14 protein-coding genes are annotated in these 19,585 nt (G+C 45.6%); 5 read left to right on the top strand and 9 right to left on the bottom strand.

From position 1 onward, the window contains the following. Positions 1 to 72: 72 nt before the first annotated feature. Together QUB26_RS24400 and QUB26_RS24395 are read right to left on the bottom strand one after the other, a co-directional pair. Positions 73 to 1,041 carry an SPFH domain-containing protein gene (locus QUB26_RS24400; protein WP_333240987.1) on the bottom strand — a complete coding sequence of 323 codons (969 nt, stop codon included), beginning with the start codon at positions 1,039 to 1,041 and terminating at the stop codon, positions 73 to 75. A gap of 93 nt (positions 1,042 to 1,134) precedes the next feature. Further along, positions 1,135 to 1,566, bottom strand: a complete 432-nt coding sequence (locus QUB26_RS24395) for an NfeD family protein (RefSeq protein WP_333051437.1) — start codon at positions 1,564 to 1,566, stop codon at positions 1,135 to 1,137. 334 nt (positions 1,567 to 1,900) lie between these two features. Between QUB26_RS24395 and QUB26_RS24390 the strand changes: the two genes are divergently transcribed. Both QUB26_RS24390 and dxs read left to right on the top strand, forming a co-directional pair. Then, complete coding sequence (locus QUB26_RS24390) at positions 1,901 to 4,099, top strand: protein phosphatase 2C domain-containing protein (RefSeq protein ID WP_333240985.1); 2,199 nt, start codon at positions 1,901 to 1,903, stop codon at positions 4,097 to 4,099. Between the two features lie 1,012 nt (positions 4,100 to 5,111). Next, the gene (gene dxs, locus QUB26_RS24385) at positions 5,112 to 7,019 is read left to right on the top strand and encodes a 1-deoxy-D-xylulose-5-phosphate synthase (protein ID WP_333320067.1); all 1,908 of its coding nucleotides are present in this window, start codon (positions 5,112 to 5,114) and stop codon (positions 7,017 to 7,019) included. Between the two features lie 64 nt (positions 7,020 to 7,083). Here the strand turns inward: dxs and QUB26_RS24380 are convergent, their stop codons facing one another. Then, positions 7,084 to 7,845: a calcium-binding protein gene (locus QUB26_RS24380; RefSeq protein ID WP_333320065.1), complete on the bottom strand. Its 762-nt coding sequence runs from the start codon at positions 7,843 to 7,845 to the stop codon at positions 7,084 to 7,086. A gap of 68 nt (positions 7,846 to 7,913) precedes the next feature. On the opposite strand from QUB26_RS24380, the gene QUB26_RS24375 reads away from it, so the two are divergent. Genes QUB26_RS24375 through QUB26_RS24365 form a run of 3 tightly spaced genes read left to right on the top strand, consistent with a single transcriptional unit; the run spans position 7,914 to position 9,824 of the window. Beyond that, entirely contained in the window at positions 7,914 to 8,231 is a 318-nt protein-coding gene (locus QUB26_RS24375) for a hypothetical protein (RefSeq protein ID WP_333320063.1), read from the top strand. After that, entirely contained in the window at positions 8,228 to 8,596 is a 369-nt protein-coding gene (locus tag QUB26_RS24370) for an aspartyl protease (RefSeq protein ID WP_333240975.1), read from the top strand. The genes QUB26_RS24375 and QUB26_RS24370 overlap by 4 nt, the downstream gene beginning before the upstream one ends. Before the next feature lie 7 nt (positions 8,597 to 8,603). Continuing rightward, positions 8,604 to 9,824: an NAD(P)/FAD-dependent oxidoreductase gene (locus QUB26_RS24365; RefSeq protein ID WP_333320061.1), complete on the top strand. Its 1,221-nt coding sequence runs from the start codon at positions 8,604 to 8,606 to the stop codon at positions 9,822 to 9,824. Positions 9,825 to 9,953: 129 nt separating this feature from the next. On the opposite strand, the gene QUB26_RS24360 is transcribed toward QUB26_RS24365, so the two are convergent. The 6 genes from QUB26_RS24360 to QUB26_RS24335 all read right to left on the bottom strand — a co-directional run bounded on the left by QUB26_RS24360 (position 9,954) and on the right by QUB26_RS24335 (position 18,251). Then, positions 9,954 to 12,380, bottom strand: coding sequence for a sulfotransferase (locus tag QUB26_RS24360; protein ID WP_333320059.1), 2,427 nt, complete (start codon positions 12,378 to 12,380; stop codon positions 9,954 to 9,956). A gap of 136 nt (positions 12,381 to 12,516) precedes the next feature. After that, positions 12,517 to 14,589: an ATP-binding cassette domain-containing protein gene (locus tag QUB26_RS24355; RefSeq protein ID WP_333320057.1), complete on the bottom strand. Its 2,073-nt coding sequence runs from the start codon at positions 14,587 to 14,589 to the stop codon at positions 12,517 to 12,519. Further along, on the bottom strand, positions 14,590 to 15,381 hold the full coding sequence (locus QUB26_RS24350; RefSeq protein ID WP_333240962.1) for an ABC transporter permease: 792 nt from the start codon (positions 15,379 to 15,381) through the stop codon (positions 14,590 to 14,592). Beyond that, entirely contained in the window at positions 15,378 to 15,521 is a 144-nt protein-coding gene (locus tag QUB26_RS24345) for a hypothetical protein (protein WP_333240960.1), read from the bottom strand. Before QUB26_RS24345 ends, QUB26_RS24350 begins: the two co-directional genes overlap by 4 nt. A gap of 115 nt (positions 15,522 to 15,636) precedes the next feature. After that, entirely contained in the window at positions 15,637 to 16,986 is a 1,350-nt protein-coding gene (locus QUB26_RS24340; RefSeq protein ID WP_333240957.1) for a glycosyltransferase, read from the bottom strand. Between the two features lie 74 nt (positions 16,987 to 17,060). Next, entirely contained in the window at positions 17,061 to 18,251 is a 1,191-nt protein-coding gene (locus tag QUB26_RS24335; protein WP_333240954.1) for a glycosyltransferase, read from the bottom strand. Positions 18,252 to 19,585 lie beyond the last annotated feature (1,334 nt).

The raw sequence follows: 19,585 nt of genomic DNA, 5'->3' as shown, positions 1-19,585 counted from the left end.
CAGGAGGCTCTCTTGCTGCGAGTCAGAAGGAAGGAGTCAGAAGAAGTGTGTTTACAAATATGAGATGCTCCCCTACTTGTTCACGTCATTATTATTACCTTCCCCAACGATCGATCGCATTCCTTCGAGCGTGGCGGGAATGCTGCGCGGGTCCATAAACATCACCTTGCTGCTGTCGCTGGTGCCAATTTTTAGACCCATATCCAGATAGTTTTGAGCTAACAAAAATTGTAAAGCTTCGCGAGCATTGGGGTCATTTTGCAGAGTTTTGGCGATTATTTGCAAGGCCTCCGAAGTAGCTTGAGCTTTCAAAACCTGACTTTGGCGTTCTGCTTGAGCTTTCAGGACGATCGCCTTTTGTTGAGCTTCCGCCTCCAAAATAGTTGCTTTTTGGCGCGCTTCTGCATCTAGAACTTGCGCTTCAGCTTTACCTTTGGCGCTGTTAACGGCTGACTCGCGTTCGCCCTCGGATGTCAGAATTGCCGCCCGCTTCCGTCGATCGGCTGCCATCTGCAATTCCATCGATTCCTGTACAGTTTTAGAAGGGACAATATCGCGCAATTCTACCCGCGTCACTTTCACTCCCCAAGGATCTGTAACCAGATCTAAATCTCTGAGCAATATTTCATTAATTTGAGAACGAGCAGTAAAGGTTTGTTCGAGGTCCAGTTGACCCATTTCGGCGCGAATTTGAGTCAGCACCATATTTACCATTGCTGACTGGAGATTTTCTACTTTGTAACAGGCTTTTTCCAAGTCTACAATGCGCCAGTAAACCACAGCATCCACGGTAATGGAAACGTTATCGCGGGTAATACAAGCTTGCGGGGGAACATCTAAGACTTTTTCCCGAATTGTTTGCTCGTACACGACGCGATCGAGAAACGGCTTGACAAAATTCAAACCGGGTTCGAGTCTCCTGCCACTGTATTTACCTAAAGTTTCCACCAGCGCTTCATTTCCCTGATTGATAATCTTGACGGAACCTGCGAGGGCTGAGCCGCCGAGTGCTAAAAAGACAAGTAAAAAAAATTGTTCCACGGTCGCCTCCTATAAATGTTGAGTGTTGACTGTTAAATGTTGACTAAAGACTGATGACTAACTACTAATTGTCTGTGATTAATTACGCATTTTTTAAGAATGCAATAAATTTTCTGGCAAAACTATCAGAGTAGTGCCTTTTCGTCCGACGACAATTACGTTTTGGTTGGGGGGGATAGTGGCCTTCGTGTCTTCGCAGCGAGCTTGCCAAGAATTCCCCTCATAAATGACTCGGCCGGCTTCTCCGGGGGGAATTTCTGTTAAAGTTTTGGCTTCCTGAGAATCTGCGATCGCCCTTGCGGTGCCTTTTGGTATCAACCGCCGAGACAGCAGCACAAAAACTGTCGAAAAAACCATCCAGAGGAATATTTGTAAATTAACGTAAGGTAGAACTAGAGAGCATCCAGCTACGGCGAAGGCGCTCAGTCCCATCATAAAAGCGACAAAAGCAGTCGGGAGAAATAGCTCTGCCAAACAGAGCAAAGACCCAGCTATCAGCCAAAGGAGCGTAGGAGTCAAGATCATAAAAAGAATAGGTGATACTATTTAGATCTTAGATTGGAAATTTAAGATTTAAGAATTGCCAACAACTGACTATGCAAGGGTTTGCGACTTGCAGCCCCTCAGAGCGATTTTTCGCGCAGCGGTACAAGTTTGAGGCTTCCATCGTTCTCCAAGTCAGAGTTTAGTAACTTAAATTACAATTTTAGCCGATGCAGACTGGCAGAAACTACAATTTCTAGAGGCCCAAAGGCAGTTAAGAAATTGATAGGGGCTAAAATCAGTTTATTCTCAAGCTCATGAATTTGGGCTTGCGAATCCTATATCTTCAGAATGTTTTTACACAAACTATTTCGATATGATCAGCAGTTTCTCCGAACCCATTTATTGCCCGAATCTTAGCTGTCCCGATCCCCGCAATACCTTTGGCCGCCAGCAGTGTGCAGCGTGCGAAACCGATTTAATTTATCGCTATTTGTGGGCGGTGGGGCAAGCAGCCGAGGAAGTGCCGACGGGTAAGGTAATAGCCGATCGATACTTTGTCATTGCACCGCAAATCTGGCTCGACAGCCGCCCAGCTTTGCCTCCGAGCGTCCCGGAACACCTGCCGGATACGATTATGCCTTACCTGCATTTGTATCCCCAACGGCTGCATACGCCGGAAGTATACGGTTATTGTTCCCTGGGGGAAGCACCCGAAGCGACAGAGGTGCTGTTGTTGGAAAATGTGCCCATCAATAATTTCGGTCGCCTGTATCCTTCTATTTTAGAAGCTTGGTCTGGGACAACCGGCGCGCGCCAAGTATACTGGCTGTGGCAAATGCTCCAACTTTGGACGCCGCTATCGGAACAGGGAGTCGCTTCGAGTTTGCTGGTACCGGAAAATTTGCGGGTGGAAGGTTGGCGGGTACGCCTGCTGGAACTGCACCGGGGCAATTTTGTACCGACGCTGCGGGATTTGGGAGATGTGTGGTCAGGTTTGGTGGAATCCGCGCAACCCGAGGTGCAGGCGAAACTCGGAGAGATTTGTCAGTTTATGCGCCGCAGCAGCATGAATTTCGACGCGATAGCCCTGGAACTAAACGATTTACTATTAGAACAAGCCGCTCAATTGCCTCTACACTTAGAAGTAGTCGGCATGACTGATACCGGGCCACAGCGCTCCCAAAATGAAGACAGTTGCTATCCGGTTGCTGCTGATTTTCAATTTAGCAAAACTTCAGGGGGCGAGAAATTAATTCCTTACTTAACAATGGTTTGCGACGGGGTTGGAGGCCACGAAGGAGGAGAAGTTGCCAGTCAATTAGCCGTGCAGTCCCTGAAAGCTTTAATCCAAAATTTGCTCGCAGAAATTGCTCAACAAGAAGAGTTGATGACGCCAACAATGGTGATCAAGCAACTCGAAGAAATAGTCCGAGTTGTGAATAATGTGATTTCCGCTCAAAATAATGAGCAGGGAAAAGAGTTGCGGCAGCGGATGGGGACGACTTTGGTGATGGCCCTCCAGTTGCCTCAAAAAGTGAAAAATTCCGAGGATTTGCCCTCGAATAACAGCCACGAACTTTATTTAGTCAATGTTGGAGACAGCCGCGCTTATTGGATTGGCAGAAATTACTGTCACCGGCTGACTGTGGACGACGACGTAGCCTCAAGGGAAGTCCAGCTAGGACATTGTTTGTACTGGGAGACTCAACTGCGATCCGATGCAGGAGCCCTGACTCAAGCTTTGGGAACGCGGGATGCCGATTTCCTGCGCCCGACGATTCAGCGATTTATTGTCGAAGAGGAAGGCTTACTGCTGCTGTGTTCCGACGGTTTGAGCGACAACGACTGGGTAGAGAAATCTTGGGAGAATTATGGCCCAGAGGTGCTTGAGGGCAAAATGTCTTTGGAAGCTGCGGTTCAGTCTTGGATTCGTCTCGCCAACGAGAAAAATGGTTATGACAACACCTCCGTGGTGGCGACTCACTGTCGGATGTCGCCGGAGAGATTGGTACTGTTTGATCCGGCAGTGGCCTCAGCGCCGGCGTCAGCGCCAGTGTCAGCCTCGGTGTCGCTGCCGCCTTCCCTCGTCGCTGCGTCCCTCCAGAAGTCTGGGAGAATTCCAGAATCTCAGCTTTCAGAATCGTCCAAACAGTTGTTGTACCCGGAAACTTCCCCCGCCCCGGAACCCGTTCAAAAACAGCGATCCAAGCTGCCGCTGCCCCTACTGGCGGTGTTGGGGCTGATATTAGCCGGCGGCGGTTTAGGTTTGTGGGTGCAAAGCCGCCAAAGCCCCCAGCCAGAGCCCGCACAAGTTCCGCCACCGCCGGAAACTCCTGCCCCGATTCCTTCGGAGACTCCCTCGCCAGGGGCCGAGAGTCCCTCGCCGTCGCCCGAATCGACTCCTGCGGAAATTCCGCCCCCCGATAGCGAGAGTCTCTCGCCGACACCGGAATCGACTCCTGCGGAAATTCCGCCCCCCGATAGCGAGAGTCTCTCGCCGTCGCCGGAATCGACTCCTGCGGAAATTCCGCCCCCCGAAGAAGCGGAAACTCCTTTGCCATCAGCGGAGTAAGGGAGATTACACCTGTGGCAAAAATCCTTTTCCTCAATTGATGGGACTGGCTCTGGGGCCCATCCCACAAGAGTTATTTTTGCTTGTGGGATGGGCCCCAAAACCCGTCCTAATTATTTTTGCAAGAGGTCTATTGAATTAATTTGAGGCAGAAGGAAATAGGCAGAAGGAAGGAGCCAGAAGAAGTGTTTTTACAAATATGAGATGCTCCATCACAGTTAATGATTTTGTATCATAGTCAGCTTGCAGAAACAAGATGGCTAAAAAGTCAGCCATCACTACAAAAAGTAGTTAAAAATGCTTAAAAATCTCCATGCAGCTAACAACTAAGCTGTGGAGCATTTAAACCATTAACGATCCAGGTAAGGTGCGCCATTCGCGAACACTTACTATACATGGGAAACGCTTATTTGCGCTGGGCACCCTACTATCCTCATTTAAATGCCGAACAGCTTAGCGATTAGGAACTAACAACATAAGCTTTTTTATATTGACCACGAATTTCAAAGGTGGTACCCGCCACGTGATTTATCCGTGGAATCAATCGAAAATCGAAAATCAGAAGAGCTCCCGCATTTATCCGTGGGGTCGCCTCTAAAATCTAAAATCTAAAATCTAAAATCTAAAATCGATTAGCGATTAGGAACTAACAACATAAGCTTTTTTATATTGACCACGAATTTCAAAGGTGGTATCCGCCACGTGATTTATCCATGGAATCAATCCAAAATCGAAAATCGAAAATCAGAAGAGCCCCCGCATTTATCCGTGGGGTCGCCTCTAAAATCTAAAATCTAAAATCTAAAATCTAAAATCTAAAATCTAAAATCGATTGACGGCGCACAATTTATTAACTATAATTACCAGGCTAAAAATAACAAAAATCTTACGCCTAACAGTTTTTCTCAAATAACCGTTAAACTATTCTAACGTTTGCGCGTACCCAACGTTGCAGGCACAACCTATATCTGTTAAGGATTCGTCCTGATTCACAGGAGCAAGATTTTAAAATATGCATCTCAGCGAACTGACTCACCCAAACCAATTACACGGCCTCTCGATTCATCAACTCGAACAAATTGCCCGACAAATTCGAGAAAAGCATTTAGAAACTGTAGCCGCTAGCGGCGGCCACCTCGGCCCAGGATTGGGTGTAGTCGAACTGACCTTAGCACTCTACCAAACACTCGACCTCGATCGCGACAAAGTTACTTGGGATGTCGGCCACCAAGCTTATCCTCACAAATTAATCACCGGGCGCTACAACCAATTCCACACCCTGCGCCAAAAAGACGGCGTTGCAGGCTATCTCAAGCGCTGCGAGAGCAAATTTGACCACTTCGGCGCCGGCCACGCTTCCACAAGCATTTCCGCAGCGTTAGGGATGGCGATGGCGCGCGACCTCAAAGGGGAAAACTTTAAAACTGTAGCAGTCATCGGCGACGGCGCATTGACTGGCGGCATGGCACTCGAAGCGATTAACCACGCGGGCCATATGCCGAAAACCAATTTGTTAGTTGTGCTCAACGACAACGAGATGTCAATCTCGCCCAACGTCGGCGCAATTACCCGCTATTTGAACAAGATGCGATTGTCGCCACCGGTGCAGTTTCTCAAAGATAACTTAGAGGAACAATTCAAACACATTCCCTTTGTCGGCGAAACTTTTACTCCTGAAATGGAACGCCTCAAAGAAGGGATGAAACGCTTGGCTGTCTCGAAAGTTGGAGCAGTAATTGAAGAATTGGGCTTTACTTACATGGGCCCGGTAGATGGACACAATTTGGAAGAGTTAATTGCCACTTTCAAACAAGCTCATACCATTCAAGGGCCGGTGTTGGTTCATGTCGTGACGGTAAAAGGCAAAGGATATGCGATCGCCGAAAAAGACCAAGTAGGATATCACGCCCAAAATCCCTTTAACTTAGCCACCGGCAAAGGCATTCCCTCCACTAAACCCAAGCCTCCAGCTTACTCGAAAGTATTTGCCCACGCCCTAGTCAAGCTAGCAGAAGATAATCCCAAAATTGTCGGCATTACTGCTGCAATGGCAACCGGAACAGGTCTGGATAAACTTCATGAAAAACTGCCGAAACAGTACATTGATGTCGGGATTGCCGAACAGCACGCCGTGACTTTATCCGCTGGTTTAGCCTGCGAAGGAATGCGCCCGGTTGTGGCAATTTACTCGACATTTGTCCAGCGGGGATACGACCAAATAATTCACGATGTTTGTATCCAAAATTTGCCAGTTTTCTTCTGTTTGGATCGCGCTGGCATTGTCGGTGCTGACGGCCCAACTCACCAAGGAATGTACGACATTGCCTTCTTGCGGTGCCTGCCAAATATGGTAGTTATGGCACCAAAAGATGAGGCAGAATTGCAGCGGATGATTGTCACGGGAATCAACCACACCAGCGGCCCGATCGCCATGCGTTACCCGCGCGGCAACGGTTACGGCGTGCCTTTGATGGAGGAAGGTTGGGAAGAATTGCCGATCGGCAAAGCCGAAATTCTCCGCAACGGCGACGATGTGCTGATACTGGGTTACGGTTCAATGGTTTATCCGGCAATGCAAACTGCCGAGATGCTGAGCGAACACGGTATTGAAGCAACTGTGATCAATGCGCGTTTTGTCAAGCCTTTGGACACCGAATTAATCTTGCCTTTAGCACAGCGAATCGGCAAAGTTGTCACAATGGAAGAAGGCTGTTTGATGGGAGGCTTTGGTTCAGCAGTAGCCGAATCTTTGCTCGACAATAATGTCCTCGTGCCCCTGATGCGGTTGGGTGTACCCGATACATTGGTAGATCATGCAACGCCTGAACAATCATTTGCCAGTTTGGGATTAACTCCGTCGCAAATGTGCGATCGCATCTTAGCAACATTCAGCCGCAAACAGTCACCTGTTAGCGTGTAAATAGCTAGAATGGTAGGGTGCAGCGCACCTTACCATTCGAGACTAATCCTAAGAAATACCCGATCTATGACAGTGTAATAAAACGACCCCGCAAGTCTGATGGTGTCACATTCAGAACTCTACCTAAAATTTGACCGTTTGAAGCAATTTGAATAGTAGTAGCGTCATAACTACCATTGCGATCGGGATCTAAATCGGCTAAAGAAATTTTGCCTTCTTGAGGAAATCTTCCCGAAACTAAGCGAATATTTTCCAGTGGTACTGAAAAGGCGGTGAGTCTGAGGTTTGCCTCAGTTAAACCATTAGTAAGACCAATTCGATCGAGAGACTTTTCAAAGTCTAGAATTATATCCCACGCCTGTACGCTACTGTTAGGGTTGCGCTTTGGATCTCCTAAAACAATATCCGTTCTTAGGACGAACACATCACTACCAGTTCCCCCTTTATAAAGAGTGTAACCCAGGTCGCCGCTCAGAGTATCATTACCTGCACCTCCATCTAATAAATCATCACCTCGACCGCCATTCAAAATGTCGTCTCCGTCACCACCTGCGATATAATCATCACCAAGACCGCCAATTAGAGAATCTCGACCAACTTCGCCGTATAAATCGTCTTCGTCTCTACCTCCTTGCAAGTTGTCATTGCCATCACTACCGAATAAAATATCTTTACCAGCATTTCCGTTGATGATTTCGCTTTCAAATGAACCTCGGATTGTATCATTGCCTTCTAAGGCAAGAACACCTCCAGGGAACTGAACCATCAAACCAGGAAGGACTGTAAAATTATCAGGATTAGGAGTCAAGTTGAAAGTATTTGCCATAATTGATTTCAGAAATATTCAATTCAACCAATAAATATATTACCATCTGACACAACGGAGAAAAAACAATGACTAACGTGAAACCAAATCGTACCGTGCGGCGGGGAAGACTGTTCCCAGAAATTCAGTGGTCAGAAGAAAAAAAAGCCCACTGGCGAGCCGAAAGAGCGGCATTTCGCAAGCGTTGCAAAGTAATTTTCGATCGCCTTAAACCAGAATTAATTGACACTCACTACAACTGGTACATGGCGGTTGAACCTGATAGCGGGGAATATTTTATCGACAAGGATGATATGGCGGCTACCAAAATGTGCCGCCAGAAACACCCAAATGCTATCCCGTACCTTTTCCGCATCAACAATACAGGGGCGTGTGGCTCAATATGATTGAAGGAAGATTTGGTGATGAGGACGAGCTATTTTTTGAAGTTGAATTGATTGCTAATAACGGCTTAGAATTACCTGTTGATGCTCTGCTAGATACAGGTTTTTCGGGCTGGTTAGCAATGGACGAGCAAGATTTCGAGGGACTTGATTGGATTTATATTAGGCGACAAGAAATGCGGACAGCAAAGGGAGAATTTGATTTCGATCTTTATGCAGGAAAAGTACGCATAGATGAGCAAGAGTTTGACATTCCCGTTCATGTGGGTGACGGAGTACCGGAAATTTTAATCGGTCGCCAGTGGCTAAAAACTCGGCGGTTAGTAGTTGATATGTCTGCAGGTATTTTGACATTGGAAGCGAGTTAGAAGCAAAATGAATTTAAAAAGTTTTGACATAGTAATAGTAGGAGCCGGCCCAGCAGGCGGTCACTGCGCGAGAATCCTAGCCCAATCCGGCCACAAAGTCTTGCTTGCCGAGCAAAACGACAATTTTAATAAAAATGACTTTTCTAGCGCCGCCACGCCTCTAGAAACCCTCTCTAAATTCGATTTACCTGAATCCGTTATCGGCAGTTTTTGGCACAAACTTACTATTGAAACTAGCAAAGTCCGTCAAACTTGGGAGTCTCCCGAAAGCTTGGGAGTTGTTCTCAACTTTGCTAAATTTAGAGCATTTTTGGCCAGCGAAGTTGAGCGATTTGGCTGTGAAGTTTGGCTGGGTTATCGCTACATTCGACACTCACAAGAAAACGGCGAAACAATAGTAGAATTTAAACAGTTATCCGACGGTAAACTTATCAAAGTTAGCACGAAAGTATTGGTTGATGCTACTGGCTTTGCTAGGGCGATTATGTACGAAAAAGAGAATGATAAGCCAGATTTTTTGTCGGGAACCGGAATCGAATATTTAATTGAAGTAGAGCCGGAAGTTTACAATAAATACAGCGGTGATTTAATCTTCTTTTTGGGCGATAAATGGATGCCAAAGGGTTATTCCTGGATATTTCCAATGGAACAAAACAGGCTGAAAGTTGGTGCGGGTCGCATTTTTTTAGATCCGAAAACGGTGAGGCATTTGTCACCGCTGAAAAAATATATTGATTTACTGATTGATGAATATCTGAAGTCTAAAAATTATAAAATTCTTGACAAACACGGTTCGACGCTGAAGTACAGTCCTGGTTTGAAGGATATTTATTGCAAGGATAATATAATTGCGATCGGCGATACTGTCTCGACAGTAAATTTTTTGGGTGGCGAAGGGATTAGACACGGGATGGATGGTGCCCAAATAGCAGGGAAATATATTCAAAGCTATTTGGAGGGGAAAATCTCAGATTTTCGGGATTATGAGACCCAAATGCACCGCAAGTTTGATCGGAAATGGAATATTTCAGAAAGGTTGGCGGTGAGAAAGTATATCGATGATGTTAATGATGAACTAACCGATAAAATGATTTCTTATTTAAAGTATATGAAAACTGAAGAGGTGATGGATATTTTATTTCATTATAAATTTGAGAGAATTTCCAGAGGATTCGGCGGTTATTTGCAGCGGAAAATCAAGGGATTGATTAAGCGATTTCACTTGTAAGGTGCGTCTGTTGAGAGATTGTTAGTTGAGGGAAAAATCTCGCTGGCTGACGCAGCCTACTGACTTAAAAGTAAGGTGCGTCTGTTGAAAAATTGTTAGTTGAGGGAAAAATCTCGCTGCTGACGCACCCTACAAACCTAATTGCCATAAAAAATTTTCTCCTGTAACTTTAATGCGCGGCAGAGACATTAAATTATCGTCAAAACTGCTATAATTTAATTTATATGATACACCAAAAGTATATCCACTCGCTCCAATTAAATGCGCTACAATTGGATCGACATCCCCGTAAGGATAGGCAAAACATTTAACAGATTTCTCTAATCCCCGTTCCAAGATAGCACGGGATTTCGCCCCCTCCCGCACAATTTCTGTCGGCGACAATGCCGTCAAAGGTTGATGAGTAGCAGACATAGAACCGAATTCAATTCCTGCATTCTGCAGTTGCAAAATTTCCGGCCATCCCATTAACTGCACTTCTTCCAATTCGGATTTTTCCCAACTATGTGTCTTTCCTATTGACTCCGCTACTAGAAAAACAGTTGCTGTAAAATAAAAGCGTTTTAGCAGAGGCCAAGCATATTGGAAAAAGTCGAGATAGCCACCGTCAAAAGTCATCAATACAGCTTTACCGGGTAAAGGAGTTTTATCCCGTTTCGCACTTTGCCAATTTTCCCAACTCGCACTATAATAACCGCGATCTTTGAGATACTGCAACTGTTGTTCCAAAACCTGGGGGCTAACTGCGTCTAAACTGTCAGGAGAAATGCGGCGGTAGGAGAGAATCGGGAGTTTTTGTGTAACGCTATGGTTGTCCAAAACTTGAGGTTTCACGGAGTGAGAAACTTCCTGATAAGAAGATTTTGAGCGAATGATTTCCGGTGCGTAAAATACTTGCTTTGGGAACTCGTTTTCTTGGGGAATTTGCATTGTCGGTTCCCCCGCGATTGCTGCGGCTGACTCGATTTCCTGTAGCGCAGCCACCGGGAGTGAGGCGCGACGGCTGACACTTGTCCCGATCGCACCCGATCGCCTGCCGAAGATCACCGCATTTTGGGGGTAAATGCCCCCAGCACCCGGTGCATTCAAACTGTCTGGCAAATTTGACCTTTGTTGAGCACAAGAGGCTAAGCGCGATCTTAGCCCTTGCTTGCCGTTGAGTGGTTTTCCCAGCAAAGCTTCTCGCACGGCGGCGACGCACAACTCAAAACCAATATTTCGATTAATTGTCGATCGCAATTTTTGAGCCGAAACAAAATTATTTTCCACCGCAACAGTGACAATCCCGACAGCAACGCCGCCTACTTTCACCAGCACGTCTATTTCAGAAATCTCAACTTTTATATTAGCAAATTCCTCGCTAATTTCTAAGACAATCAAATCTTTTTCGAGCGTAATTGTTGGGACTTCCTCTGCGCTTTCTGGATTGTAGAAATCCTCCAAATGCCAATGGGGACGCCCCCATAATTCTTGCAAAAATAGCGTCCAGTCATGTTTAGGGTGCAATGGTTTCAGCACAGTTTCCCACAATTTATTGCCTTTTTCGCAGCGATTGCGTTGAAAGAAGCGATCGAGAATTTGCCAAGCAAACTGGGCTGCAACCGCATCCGCCAACACCGAAGCCGCAACCATGCCATCGCAAATCGGCAATTCAACAATACCGAGTTTAATTCCTTCTAGTTTAATCGTACAGCACAGGCGATCGTATATTTGCGGAAGATTACAAATATCGGAAATTGGTTCGCTCACTTCCACCGTCAACTTCCAGGCAATTTCACCCTTGACTCGCTTAATCTTATTTAAAATATATCGAATTTCCCGATCGTTAAAAATTTTATGATATTTGTGAACCTTATTACTTTTAACCTCTCTATCAATCCCTTTGTGCCAAGGCAGATTTAAACTGAGATGAGCAGCTTTTTCTTGATAAAACTCCAGCATTTTATCATCATACTCAATTTCCATAAACTGACAAAGTTCTTCTAATTTTTTGACTTTATTGTCGAGTATTTCCTCATACTTGACTAATATATGATTAGAATTTTTAGCATATTTGTGACTAATTAACATCGCCTCCTTCCAGCGATGGATACAGTGGTTTAAATCCCAACCAGGCCCCCACAAATCATGAGAATTCCTAGTCGCCTCATGCAGAGAAGCTATTGTATCCATACTGTTTCGCAAAATATGTATAAATTTAGCATCCGGCAAAAAGCGCTGTATGTCCTCAATAAAATATATGTGTTCCGGCGTTTTTTCCAACCAAATACTTTTGTTTTGTTCCGCAGCCAAACCATCCAAAACTCCGACAAACCAACTAACTTTAGTTGCCACAGTTTGACTATCATCAAAACCTTGCAAAAGTTCAGGCCGATTAATCTCATCCTTAAAAAAAGCTTCCATCCTACCTGGCAAATTTCCCGCAAACTTCTTGTACAGTAAATAGTGAAAAAACTTAGATTCAGGAAAAGAAATAACTTCAGGGTGAGCAGCTAATAAACTTTGAAGCATGGTTGTGCCGCTTCTCGGAGAGCCTACTAAAAATATCCGTTTCATTTTTCTAGCTGATAGATGGTTTGTGAATTAATTTTTTTTTTAGGAACCGCAGAGAGCGCAGAGGGCACAGAGGAAGAGAAGAAAGAGGTATGATTCATGTTCCTCTCTGGGCACTCTGCATTTAAAAACTTTTTTCCTAACTCCAACTAAAATCCTCATGCAAGAAATCCGAAAGTTCCTGATTGTAAGGTTTGAAATAATTAGTCAATTCTTGTTCTATTGTCGCTGGCATTTGGCTGTATTCATCGACATGATTAATTTCATATTTTTTACTTGTATTTTCACTAATATCCAGAAATTTCAATACTTCGGAAAATACTTTGCCTGTATGTGCGTAAAAATCTTCGCTCTTGATAATTAGCAACTGTTCTCTCGGAAAATAGTCGAGCCAATTTTTGATTTGTTCTACATAAATTCCCCGCGACAAATAGGAATAATGCTGGTGATTGAAACTGTAATAATTTTCATCTGCTTTGATTTTTTCAATCTCACCTTTGAGTCTATCGGGTTCAGAAGCGATCGCCTTTTCAAAATCCAACTTTTCGGAGCCTCGCGCCACTTCTAAATGATAGTGCATCCACGCTCGTTTTACCGGGTTTCGCAGCATTACAATCAGCTTAACATCCGGGAAACACTTGTAAACTCGCTCCGCCACCAAAGGATGATAAATATAGTAAGAAGTCATCTCCCACAGGAGCACCTTCTCACTCGCTACACTCCGTGTCAACTGCTTGCTGTACCAATCAACACCACGCTCAAAATTTAATTCAAAAAAGTGAATATCTCGAGAACCTTCTTTGATAATTTGCAAGTGATTTTCGAGATGGCTGTATAGATATTCTGTGCCACAGTTTTGAGCACCAATTATTAAAAAGTCAGGTTTTTGCTTATTTTCTAACTGAGTCAAAATCTTGGCGTAGCCGGGATTATTCTTATCCAAATCGTAAGTTGCAGCGCCTGGTTCAGCCACATCCAAAAGTGGCATTTTGCCCTCAAATTCCCAGCGGTACGGCGGACAAAGAATCGTTTTTTGGTTTACAGTCGATCGCACGTACAGCGGATAAACCTGCCACTGATAATCGTAGGCGTAAGCCAAAGTTTCCTCGTAAACCCCAGCATTCACGTAATACTGACCGTTTCCTAAATCCAGCCTATCTATTTGCAGCCGGATTTTGCCTTTCCCTTTCACCAGCGGCAGCAGTCTGCCCATTTGATTAGTATTAGTCTCAAAACAACTTTGACCATCATCCCTGCTGATTGTCACGGCAAAAATAGCAGCAGAAATTTCCTGCGCCACCGAATAATGAATTTCAATGCTAATAGCATCACCGCTATCTATTTCCGTATTTGGCGACACTTTGACATCGGTAATTTCTACTTCCATAGTACCGAAGCGATTCTGATTACCTCGCAGTGGCGAGCCACTACTTGTAGCTTCAGCAGCACGCAGGGGAGTGCTATTTTCTGTGGACGATCGCATTTCTGACAAATACTGACCCACTACTACTTCCGGTTCCCCATAAGCCACTATTTCACCGGATTTCAGCCACAAAGCCCGATCGCACATTTTCTGAATTTGCGACGCAGTGTGAGAAATCAAAACAATCGCGCATCCTTGATTCTTAAACTCAGTTATCTTATTCAAACATTTAGTTTGAAAAGCCACATCACCAACCGACAAATGTTCATCAACTAAAAGCACTTCTGGATCGGTATGCACCGCCACCGAAAAAGCCAGCCGCATTTTCATCCCCGTACTGTAAGTCCGCGTCGGGCTGTCAATAAACTGTTTTAACTCTGCAAATTCCACAATATCGTCAAACCTGCGCGCCACTTCCCGGCGAGTCAAACCGGCCACCACCGCACCCACAAACACGTTTTCTCTGCCCGTTAGATCCGAGTGAAAACTCGCACCCAAATCCAACAAGCCGCCAATTCTGCCGTTAACTTTAATAGATCCTTCCTCAGCCCGGCAAATACCGCCGATAAGTTGCAGCAGCGTTGATTTTCCCGCGCCATTCTTGCCAAGAATTCCCAGCATTTCGCCCGGAGAAACAGTAAAATTTATATTCCGCAGCGCCCAAAAACTCGCCTCCGGCTTCAGCTTCCACCAACCGGACAAAGCGGCTTCCATAATCGTATGAGGTTTCGCGGTAGAGTAGCGGTTAAAACGCTTACCCAAACCTTTGACAATAATTGCTTCACGCATTTACACTTCCTCCACAAAATGAGCGCTTTGCCGTCTAAAAATTCCCAGTCCGATGGGTAAAAGAGCCGCCACAGCCAAGCTCAAAATTAACAGAGCAGACCAATCCGGCTGCATACCTTTAAGAAGTATGGCGCGGTAAGCTTCAATCAGGGGCACCATTGGATTTAAGTAATAAAAAATCTTAAATTTTTCCGGGACGCTGCTGATGTCGTAGAAAATCGGAGTCAGGTAAAACAGCATCTGCAAAACTACTCCCAAAGTGTGCTGAGTGTCGCGGAAAGTGACATTCAAAGCGGCAAGGGGATAAGCAAAACTAACTGTCAAAACAAACTGAATAATCATCAGCAGCGGCAACAACAAGAGCACTGCATTCAGAGGAGCGCCATCAATTGCCAGAAAGATAAGTAACACCGGCAATGCTAAGAAAAAGTGAATGAGCCCCGTCGTCGTCGTGACTACCGGCAAAATTGCCGACGGGAAATTTGGCTGCCTGATTAGTGGCTTATGATTGGTAATTAATGCCGTTGATTTAAATAATACCGTTTGAGACCAATTCCAGATTAACAAGCCGCTGAAAGCAAAGGAAGAAAATTTTGGAATATTAAGGGGTACGACAGAGCGAAACAAAAAGGAAAATACAGCCAACTGTAACAGCGGACTGATTAAAGTCCAAGCAATCCCCAAGGTCGATCGCTTGTAAAGTAATTTCATCTCGCGATCGACCAACACCCGCAGCAAATCGAACCACTGAGCCATTTTGCGCCGATAAACCAGCGTTCCAGCATTTCTCACCGCACACCTCCGGCAGCTATCTGAGGTTCTGGCCCGGATGCCTCCCAGGGCTGAATCTTAACCAAATTCTGATTCTGCACCAGGGTCAGCTTGTCAGCAATTGGTTCTAAAAAATTAGCTTCAATCAATTTTATTGCCATAATTACCCTTGTTAATTTCTCTTGATTTTAACTCTCAATTACTACTTACTTACGATTAATTAAACGCTTACTTAATTACACCTCTATATTCTGTTTTTTCTCTAATCTAATTATGTCAGTTATAGGAAGAATTTTTCAGTTGTTCTTGGTCTACTACTGTAAATAACAGTAGATTTTGAAGTAGGGTGTTGTCAACCAAGCTAGGCTCGGAATGAGCAGCACTTTTGGGCATACCCTTAACCGCGATCGCCCGAGCCAGGGGTTCGGCAAAGTCAAGGGCCAGAATCGATCGCAAGTGAGCGCCCCGCAGTGGCTCTACACCGAATTTGGGAGTGACGTGACCGACAGACAGTTCACCGTAACTGAGGTAAATGCCATCGGGTTTTTTCTCGTCAATGATTCGTTCTGCTGCTTCCCAACCTTCCTGCAAATCGATTTCAATTTCATGTCTGCCCAAGTCAGCACCAGCAGGCTCACCTTGCATAAAACTAGAAAGAGCCGATCGACTTTTCAACTCATCAATAGCACCCCGCAAATACCAATAAGCGCGCAATTTTGCCCGCAACCACCGCCAAGTTCCCCGCATCCGCAAGCTTTCGAGTAAATCAAGAGATTGCCTCAGTCCCACAGCCAGCCAATCCACAGCAGCCGGGCACAAAAACGTGACCGCCACCAAAATTTTATCCACCAGCGAGTCAGCAGTTTCGTAGGCTGCTATCGGCAGTATCGGTCTAAGTTCCGGGTGTCGGTACCCGATCAAAACATTCGATCGCCCTTCCTGACGAAATCTGCCGAAAGAGCGATCGAGATTGTTAGTTTCGTGTTCGTAATGATAGCCCACTGCTTCAGCAGCCACAACAAAAGGTACATTAGCTTTCAGCAAACGCATCCCAAACTCATAATCTTCTCCGCCACAGTTCCCAAAAGCCGAATCAAACCCATCGAGACGAGCAAACAGTTCTGCATCCAAAGAAAGGTTGCCGCTGAGCAAATCTAGATAAGTAAATCGATGACCAGGCTGACTCATCTGATAAAACTTCTCTTCCCACCACGATCGCACTTCCACCTCGAACAATGTAGTTCCTCCATGCAACTTAGGCGGATAGGGGCCCATGACAGCCGAGCCCGGACGCAAAGAGTGAACCCGCGCATGACTTTCCACCAAAGGCGGCAGCGCTTCGATATCGTCGTCGAGAAACAGCAGCAATTGCCCCGTAGCCGAAGCCGCTCCCGTATTGCGGGCGATGGCAGCACTCTGGCAATTTACCTCGATCCCCTGCACTTTAAACCGAGCTTTATAGTCTTGTAGCATTGCCAAAGTATTATCTATGCAGCTATCTGCCACTACAATAACCTCGATCAGGTCGATCGGATAAGTCTGCAAGTGCAAAGCATCCAAAGCCCGCCGCAGCGAAGAACTTCGGTTGTGGCTAGGAATAATTATGCTAACTGTTAGATTTTCCATATTTACATTACAACAATTAACTTCATCTGCATTTCATCTCCCTTCATCGGCCGTTAAAAATAATCTACAAATCCCTATTCATTGCTCCCCTTCATTTTTTGTAACAACTTCCTAGAAGCAAAATAAGCCATCGGCCCGCTAATGCAGCCCCGCAGTTGAGCCCACAGCAAATCCCTCGGAACCGCATCCGGCTGCTTTCGCAAAGAAGCAATTAATTCAGGAATTTGCTTATACCACAGCCATCCCCAAGCTAATAGAGGCACACTGAATTCTCTGTTGATTACAAACATCCGCGTCCAGAAAGCATAGACTCCGATGCCGTAGCCTTGGAGCGTTTTTCGCAATTCTTCCCAAGTGCGCCGATGGCGGTGCCAACTCAATGCTCTCGGCTCGTAGACAATGCAGTAGCCCGCGCGCAAAATGCGGGCAAAAAGTTCACAGTCTTCGCCACCCACCGTGGGCGTTCCCGCCCCCAAAGCTTCGTCAAACAGCCCAATGTAGTCGATCGAACTTTTCCGCAAAGCCATACTCGCCGAAACTCCCACAAGATGCACAATCAGAGGATTGCAGTGCGCCCCATCAACAACTCGGCGCTCAAATCCCCGCCCGTGGGGGCTGTAGCGCTCGAACCATTCTTGCGCTTCGGTTTCCAGTTCCAAGGGCATCACCAGCCCCGTGACGCACATCACTCGCGGATCGCTGAAATTTCGCAAGAGCGATCGCAGCCAGTTCGGATCGGGGGCCGCATCGTCATCTGTAAACGCTACGAATTCATGTTTAGCTTCGCGTAAAGCTCGGTTACGGGCAGCGCTGGAGCCTGGTAAGTCTTCGCGCACATAGCGGGCTTGTGGGTAATTTTTGACCAGTTCCTTCGTCGCGTCCGTGCTGGGGCAATTGTCAATTACTAAGTATTCCTGACCCTCGTCTGGGAGCTGCATCAGCGCGTCAAGAGTGCGCCGCAAATCTTCCGGGCGATCGCGCGTGCAAACCGCTACTGTAGCGATCGGCAATACCTCCACCGACCCCCGCTCATCCCATTCTAGAGTCTCGTAGAGCAAGTTTTTCCACAAGTTGTCCCCCGCAGCGTTCATCAGTGTTTCCCGTAATTCGTCACCGCCAATGCCACCTCCGACTACGGACAAAAGAGCTTGACCGAGCGGTTTTCCGTGCAGTCGAATTAAAACCAAGGCTTTGCTGTAACGCTCATCAACCGTAATTTCTGGCGGGAGTTTGGAGATTTCCAGCTCAACAATAGCTGTTGCCATTTTAGATTTTATCTTTTATATTTTAGATTGCGAAAAAATCCTAGATACTCCGTATATTACCGGATGTATTTTAGCATAAATTGTTTTAGGGTATAGCAACTTCTCAATGCCACACTTGCCGATCGCCGATTGCGAATCAAATTGCGAATCAAATTGCGAATCAAATTGCGAATCAAACATAAAGCCTCATTGCTTTTATTGCTTTTATTTATTTTTACTTTCAATTACCCGCTGATGTCAAGTTTTTTCCCAACACAAGTTTTACCATCGGCAACGATCCCGCGTCGAGGATTGTGTCAATTGCAGGTATTATTGGCAGCAGATCGCCACCAAGCCTCGCCATTAATGCCACATCTAAAAACCCGATTTTTTGATAAAACCGGGTTGGTGCGATCGCTCCTCATTTCAGCTCTAATTGCGCTCTGATAAGCTGTGGAGCATTTAAAATAGTATTGTAGGGTGCGGAGCGTCCTCCGCGTTTCCCTTGCCGGTGGAAGCGATCGAGAGCTGACGCACCCTACTGGCCTCGTTAGTGGTTTAAATGCTCCACAGCTTACTATTCTCAAAAACCTAAGCTGTGGCGGCATTTAAATTGTATATCAAAAAAAATAAATTCGTGTGGGAAGTAGGGGGTTCGGCGTCCCGCCCGCCCTGAATATACAATTTAAATGCACGACAGCCTACCAAATAATTCAACACTCTCGCCCTTCAAACTTTCGCGATTAAACCGCGCACGGATTAGGTGAAAAATACTCCCAAACTCAACCCTAAATCAGACCCATAAACGATAAAAGAAACAGGAGATTACAGGCTGGTTGGAGACTCATCGAGCTGAGATTACTTCTGGCAAGTTAGTGGTATTTTTACAGAATGAATATCATGTATTGTCTGGGGATTTATGTGGCTATGTTTGGGGTTAAACAAAAAAACGCATCGTTTTGCCCCCTTGTCAATGAGCGGAGTAAACAAACGTATTATGGGGCAGTCAATCGATTGCGCGATTTTAGATTTTAGATTTTAGATTTTAGAATTGAAGTATTGACTTGCGCGAGATAAATTCGGGGGCGACTTTATCGGATACAGGTTTTTTATTTCTGCACGGATGAATCACGTGGCGGGTATCCTGGAGGCTTTCGGTCAAAAAGCCATTTACACTCTCTCCTCGATAGCCACAAGGTTTACTTAGAAGAATGTATCAAACTTTTACAAAAAAACCCATCAAACTCATAAAGTCTCTCTCTGCCTTGACAAAAGCAGTTAGGAATGAGAATTAAATAACTTCCACTCTTGAAAGTGGGATGGGCGTCCCGCCCGTCCAAAAAGGACGGGCGGGA

The sequence above is a fragment of the Microcoleus sp. B4-C1 genome (assembly GCF_036705285.1).
Lineage (GTDB): Bacteria > Cyanobacteriota > Cyanobacteriia > Cyanobacteriales > Microcoleaceae > Microcoleus.
This window is presented reverse-complemented; position numbering and strand designations above follow the sequence as displayed.

What these genes read in the sequence shown, in the direction of transcription:
- QUB26_RS24395 (WP_333051437.1), bottom strand. Translation starts at nt 1,566, where the DNA reads ATGATCTTGACTCCTACGCTCCTTTGGCTGATAGCTGGGTCTTTGCTC.
- QUB26_RS24390 (WP_333240985.1), top strand. Translation starts at nt 1,901, where the DNA reads ATGATCAGCAGTTTCTCCGAACCCATTTATTGCCCGAATCTTAGCTGT.
- dxs (WP_333320067.1), top strand. Translation starts at nt 5,112, where the DNA reads ATGCATCTCAGCGAACTGACTCACCCAAACCAATTACACGGCCTCTCG.
- QUB26_RS24380 (WP_333320065.1), bottom strand. Translation starts at nt 7,845, where the DNA reads ATGGCAAATACTTTCAACTTGACTCCTAATCCTGATAATTTTACAGTC.
- QUB26_RS24375 (WP_333320063.1), top strand. Translation starts at nt 7,914, where the DNA reads ATGACTAACGTGAAACCAAATCGTACCGTGCGGCGGGGAAGACTGTTC.
- QUB26_RS24370 (WP_333240975.1), top strand. Translation starts at nt 8,228, where the DNA reads ATGATTGAAGGAAGATTTGGTGATGAGGACGAGCTATTTTTTGAAGTT.
- QUB26_RS24365 (WP_333320061.1), top strand. Translation starts at nt 8,604, where the DNA reads ATGAATTTAAAAAGTTTTGACATAGTAATAGTAGGAGCCGGCCCAGCA.
- QUB26_RS24360 (WP_333320059.1), bottom strand. Translation starts at nt 12,380, where the DNA reads ATGAAACGGATATTTTTAGTAGGCTCTCCGAGAAGCGGCACAACCATG.
- QUB26_RS24355 (WP_333320057.1), bottom strand. Translation starts at nt 14,589, where the DNA reads ATGCGTGAAGCAATTATTGTCAAAGGTTTGGGTAAGCGTTTTAACCGC.
- QUB26_RS24345 (WP_333240960.1), bottom strand. Translation starts at nt 15,521, where the DNA reads ATGGCAATAAAATTGATTGAAGCTAATTTTTTAGAACCAATTGCTGAC.
- QUB26_RS24340 (WP_333240957.1), bottom strand. Translation starts at nt 16,986, where the DNA reads ATGGAAAATCTAACAGTTAGCATAATTATTCCTAGCCACAACCGAAGT.
- QUB26_RS24335 (WP_333240954.1), bottom strand. Translation starts at nt 18,251, where the DNA reads ATGGCAACAGCTATTGTTGAGCTGGAAATCTCCAAACTCCCGCCAGAA.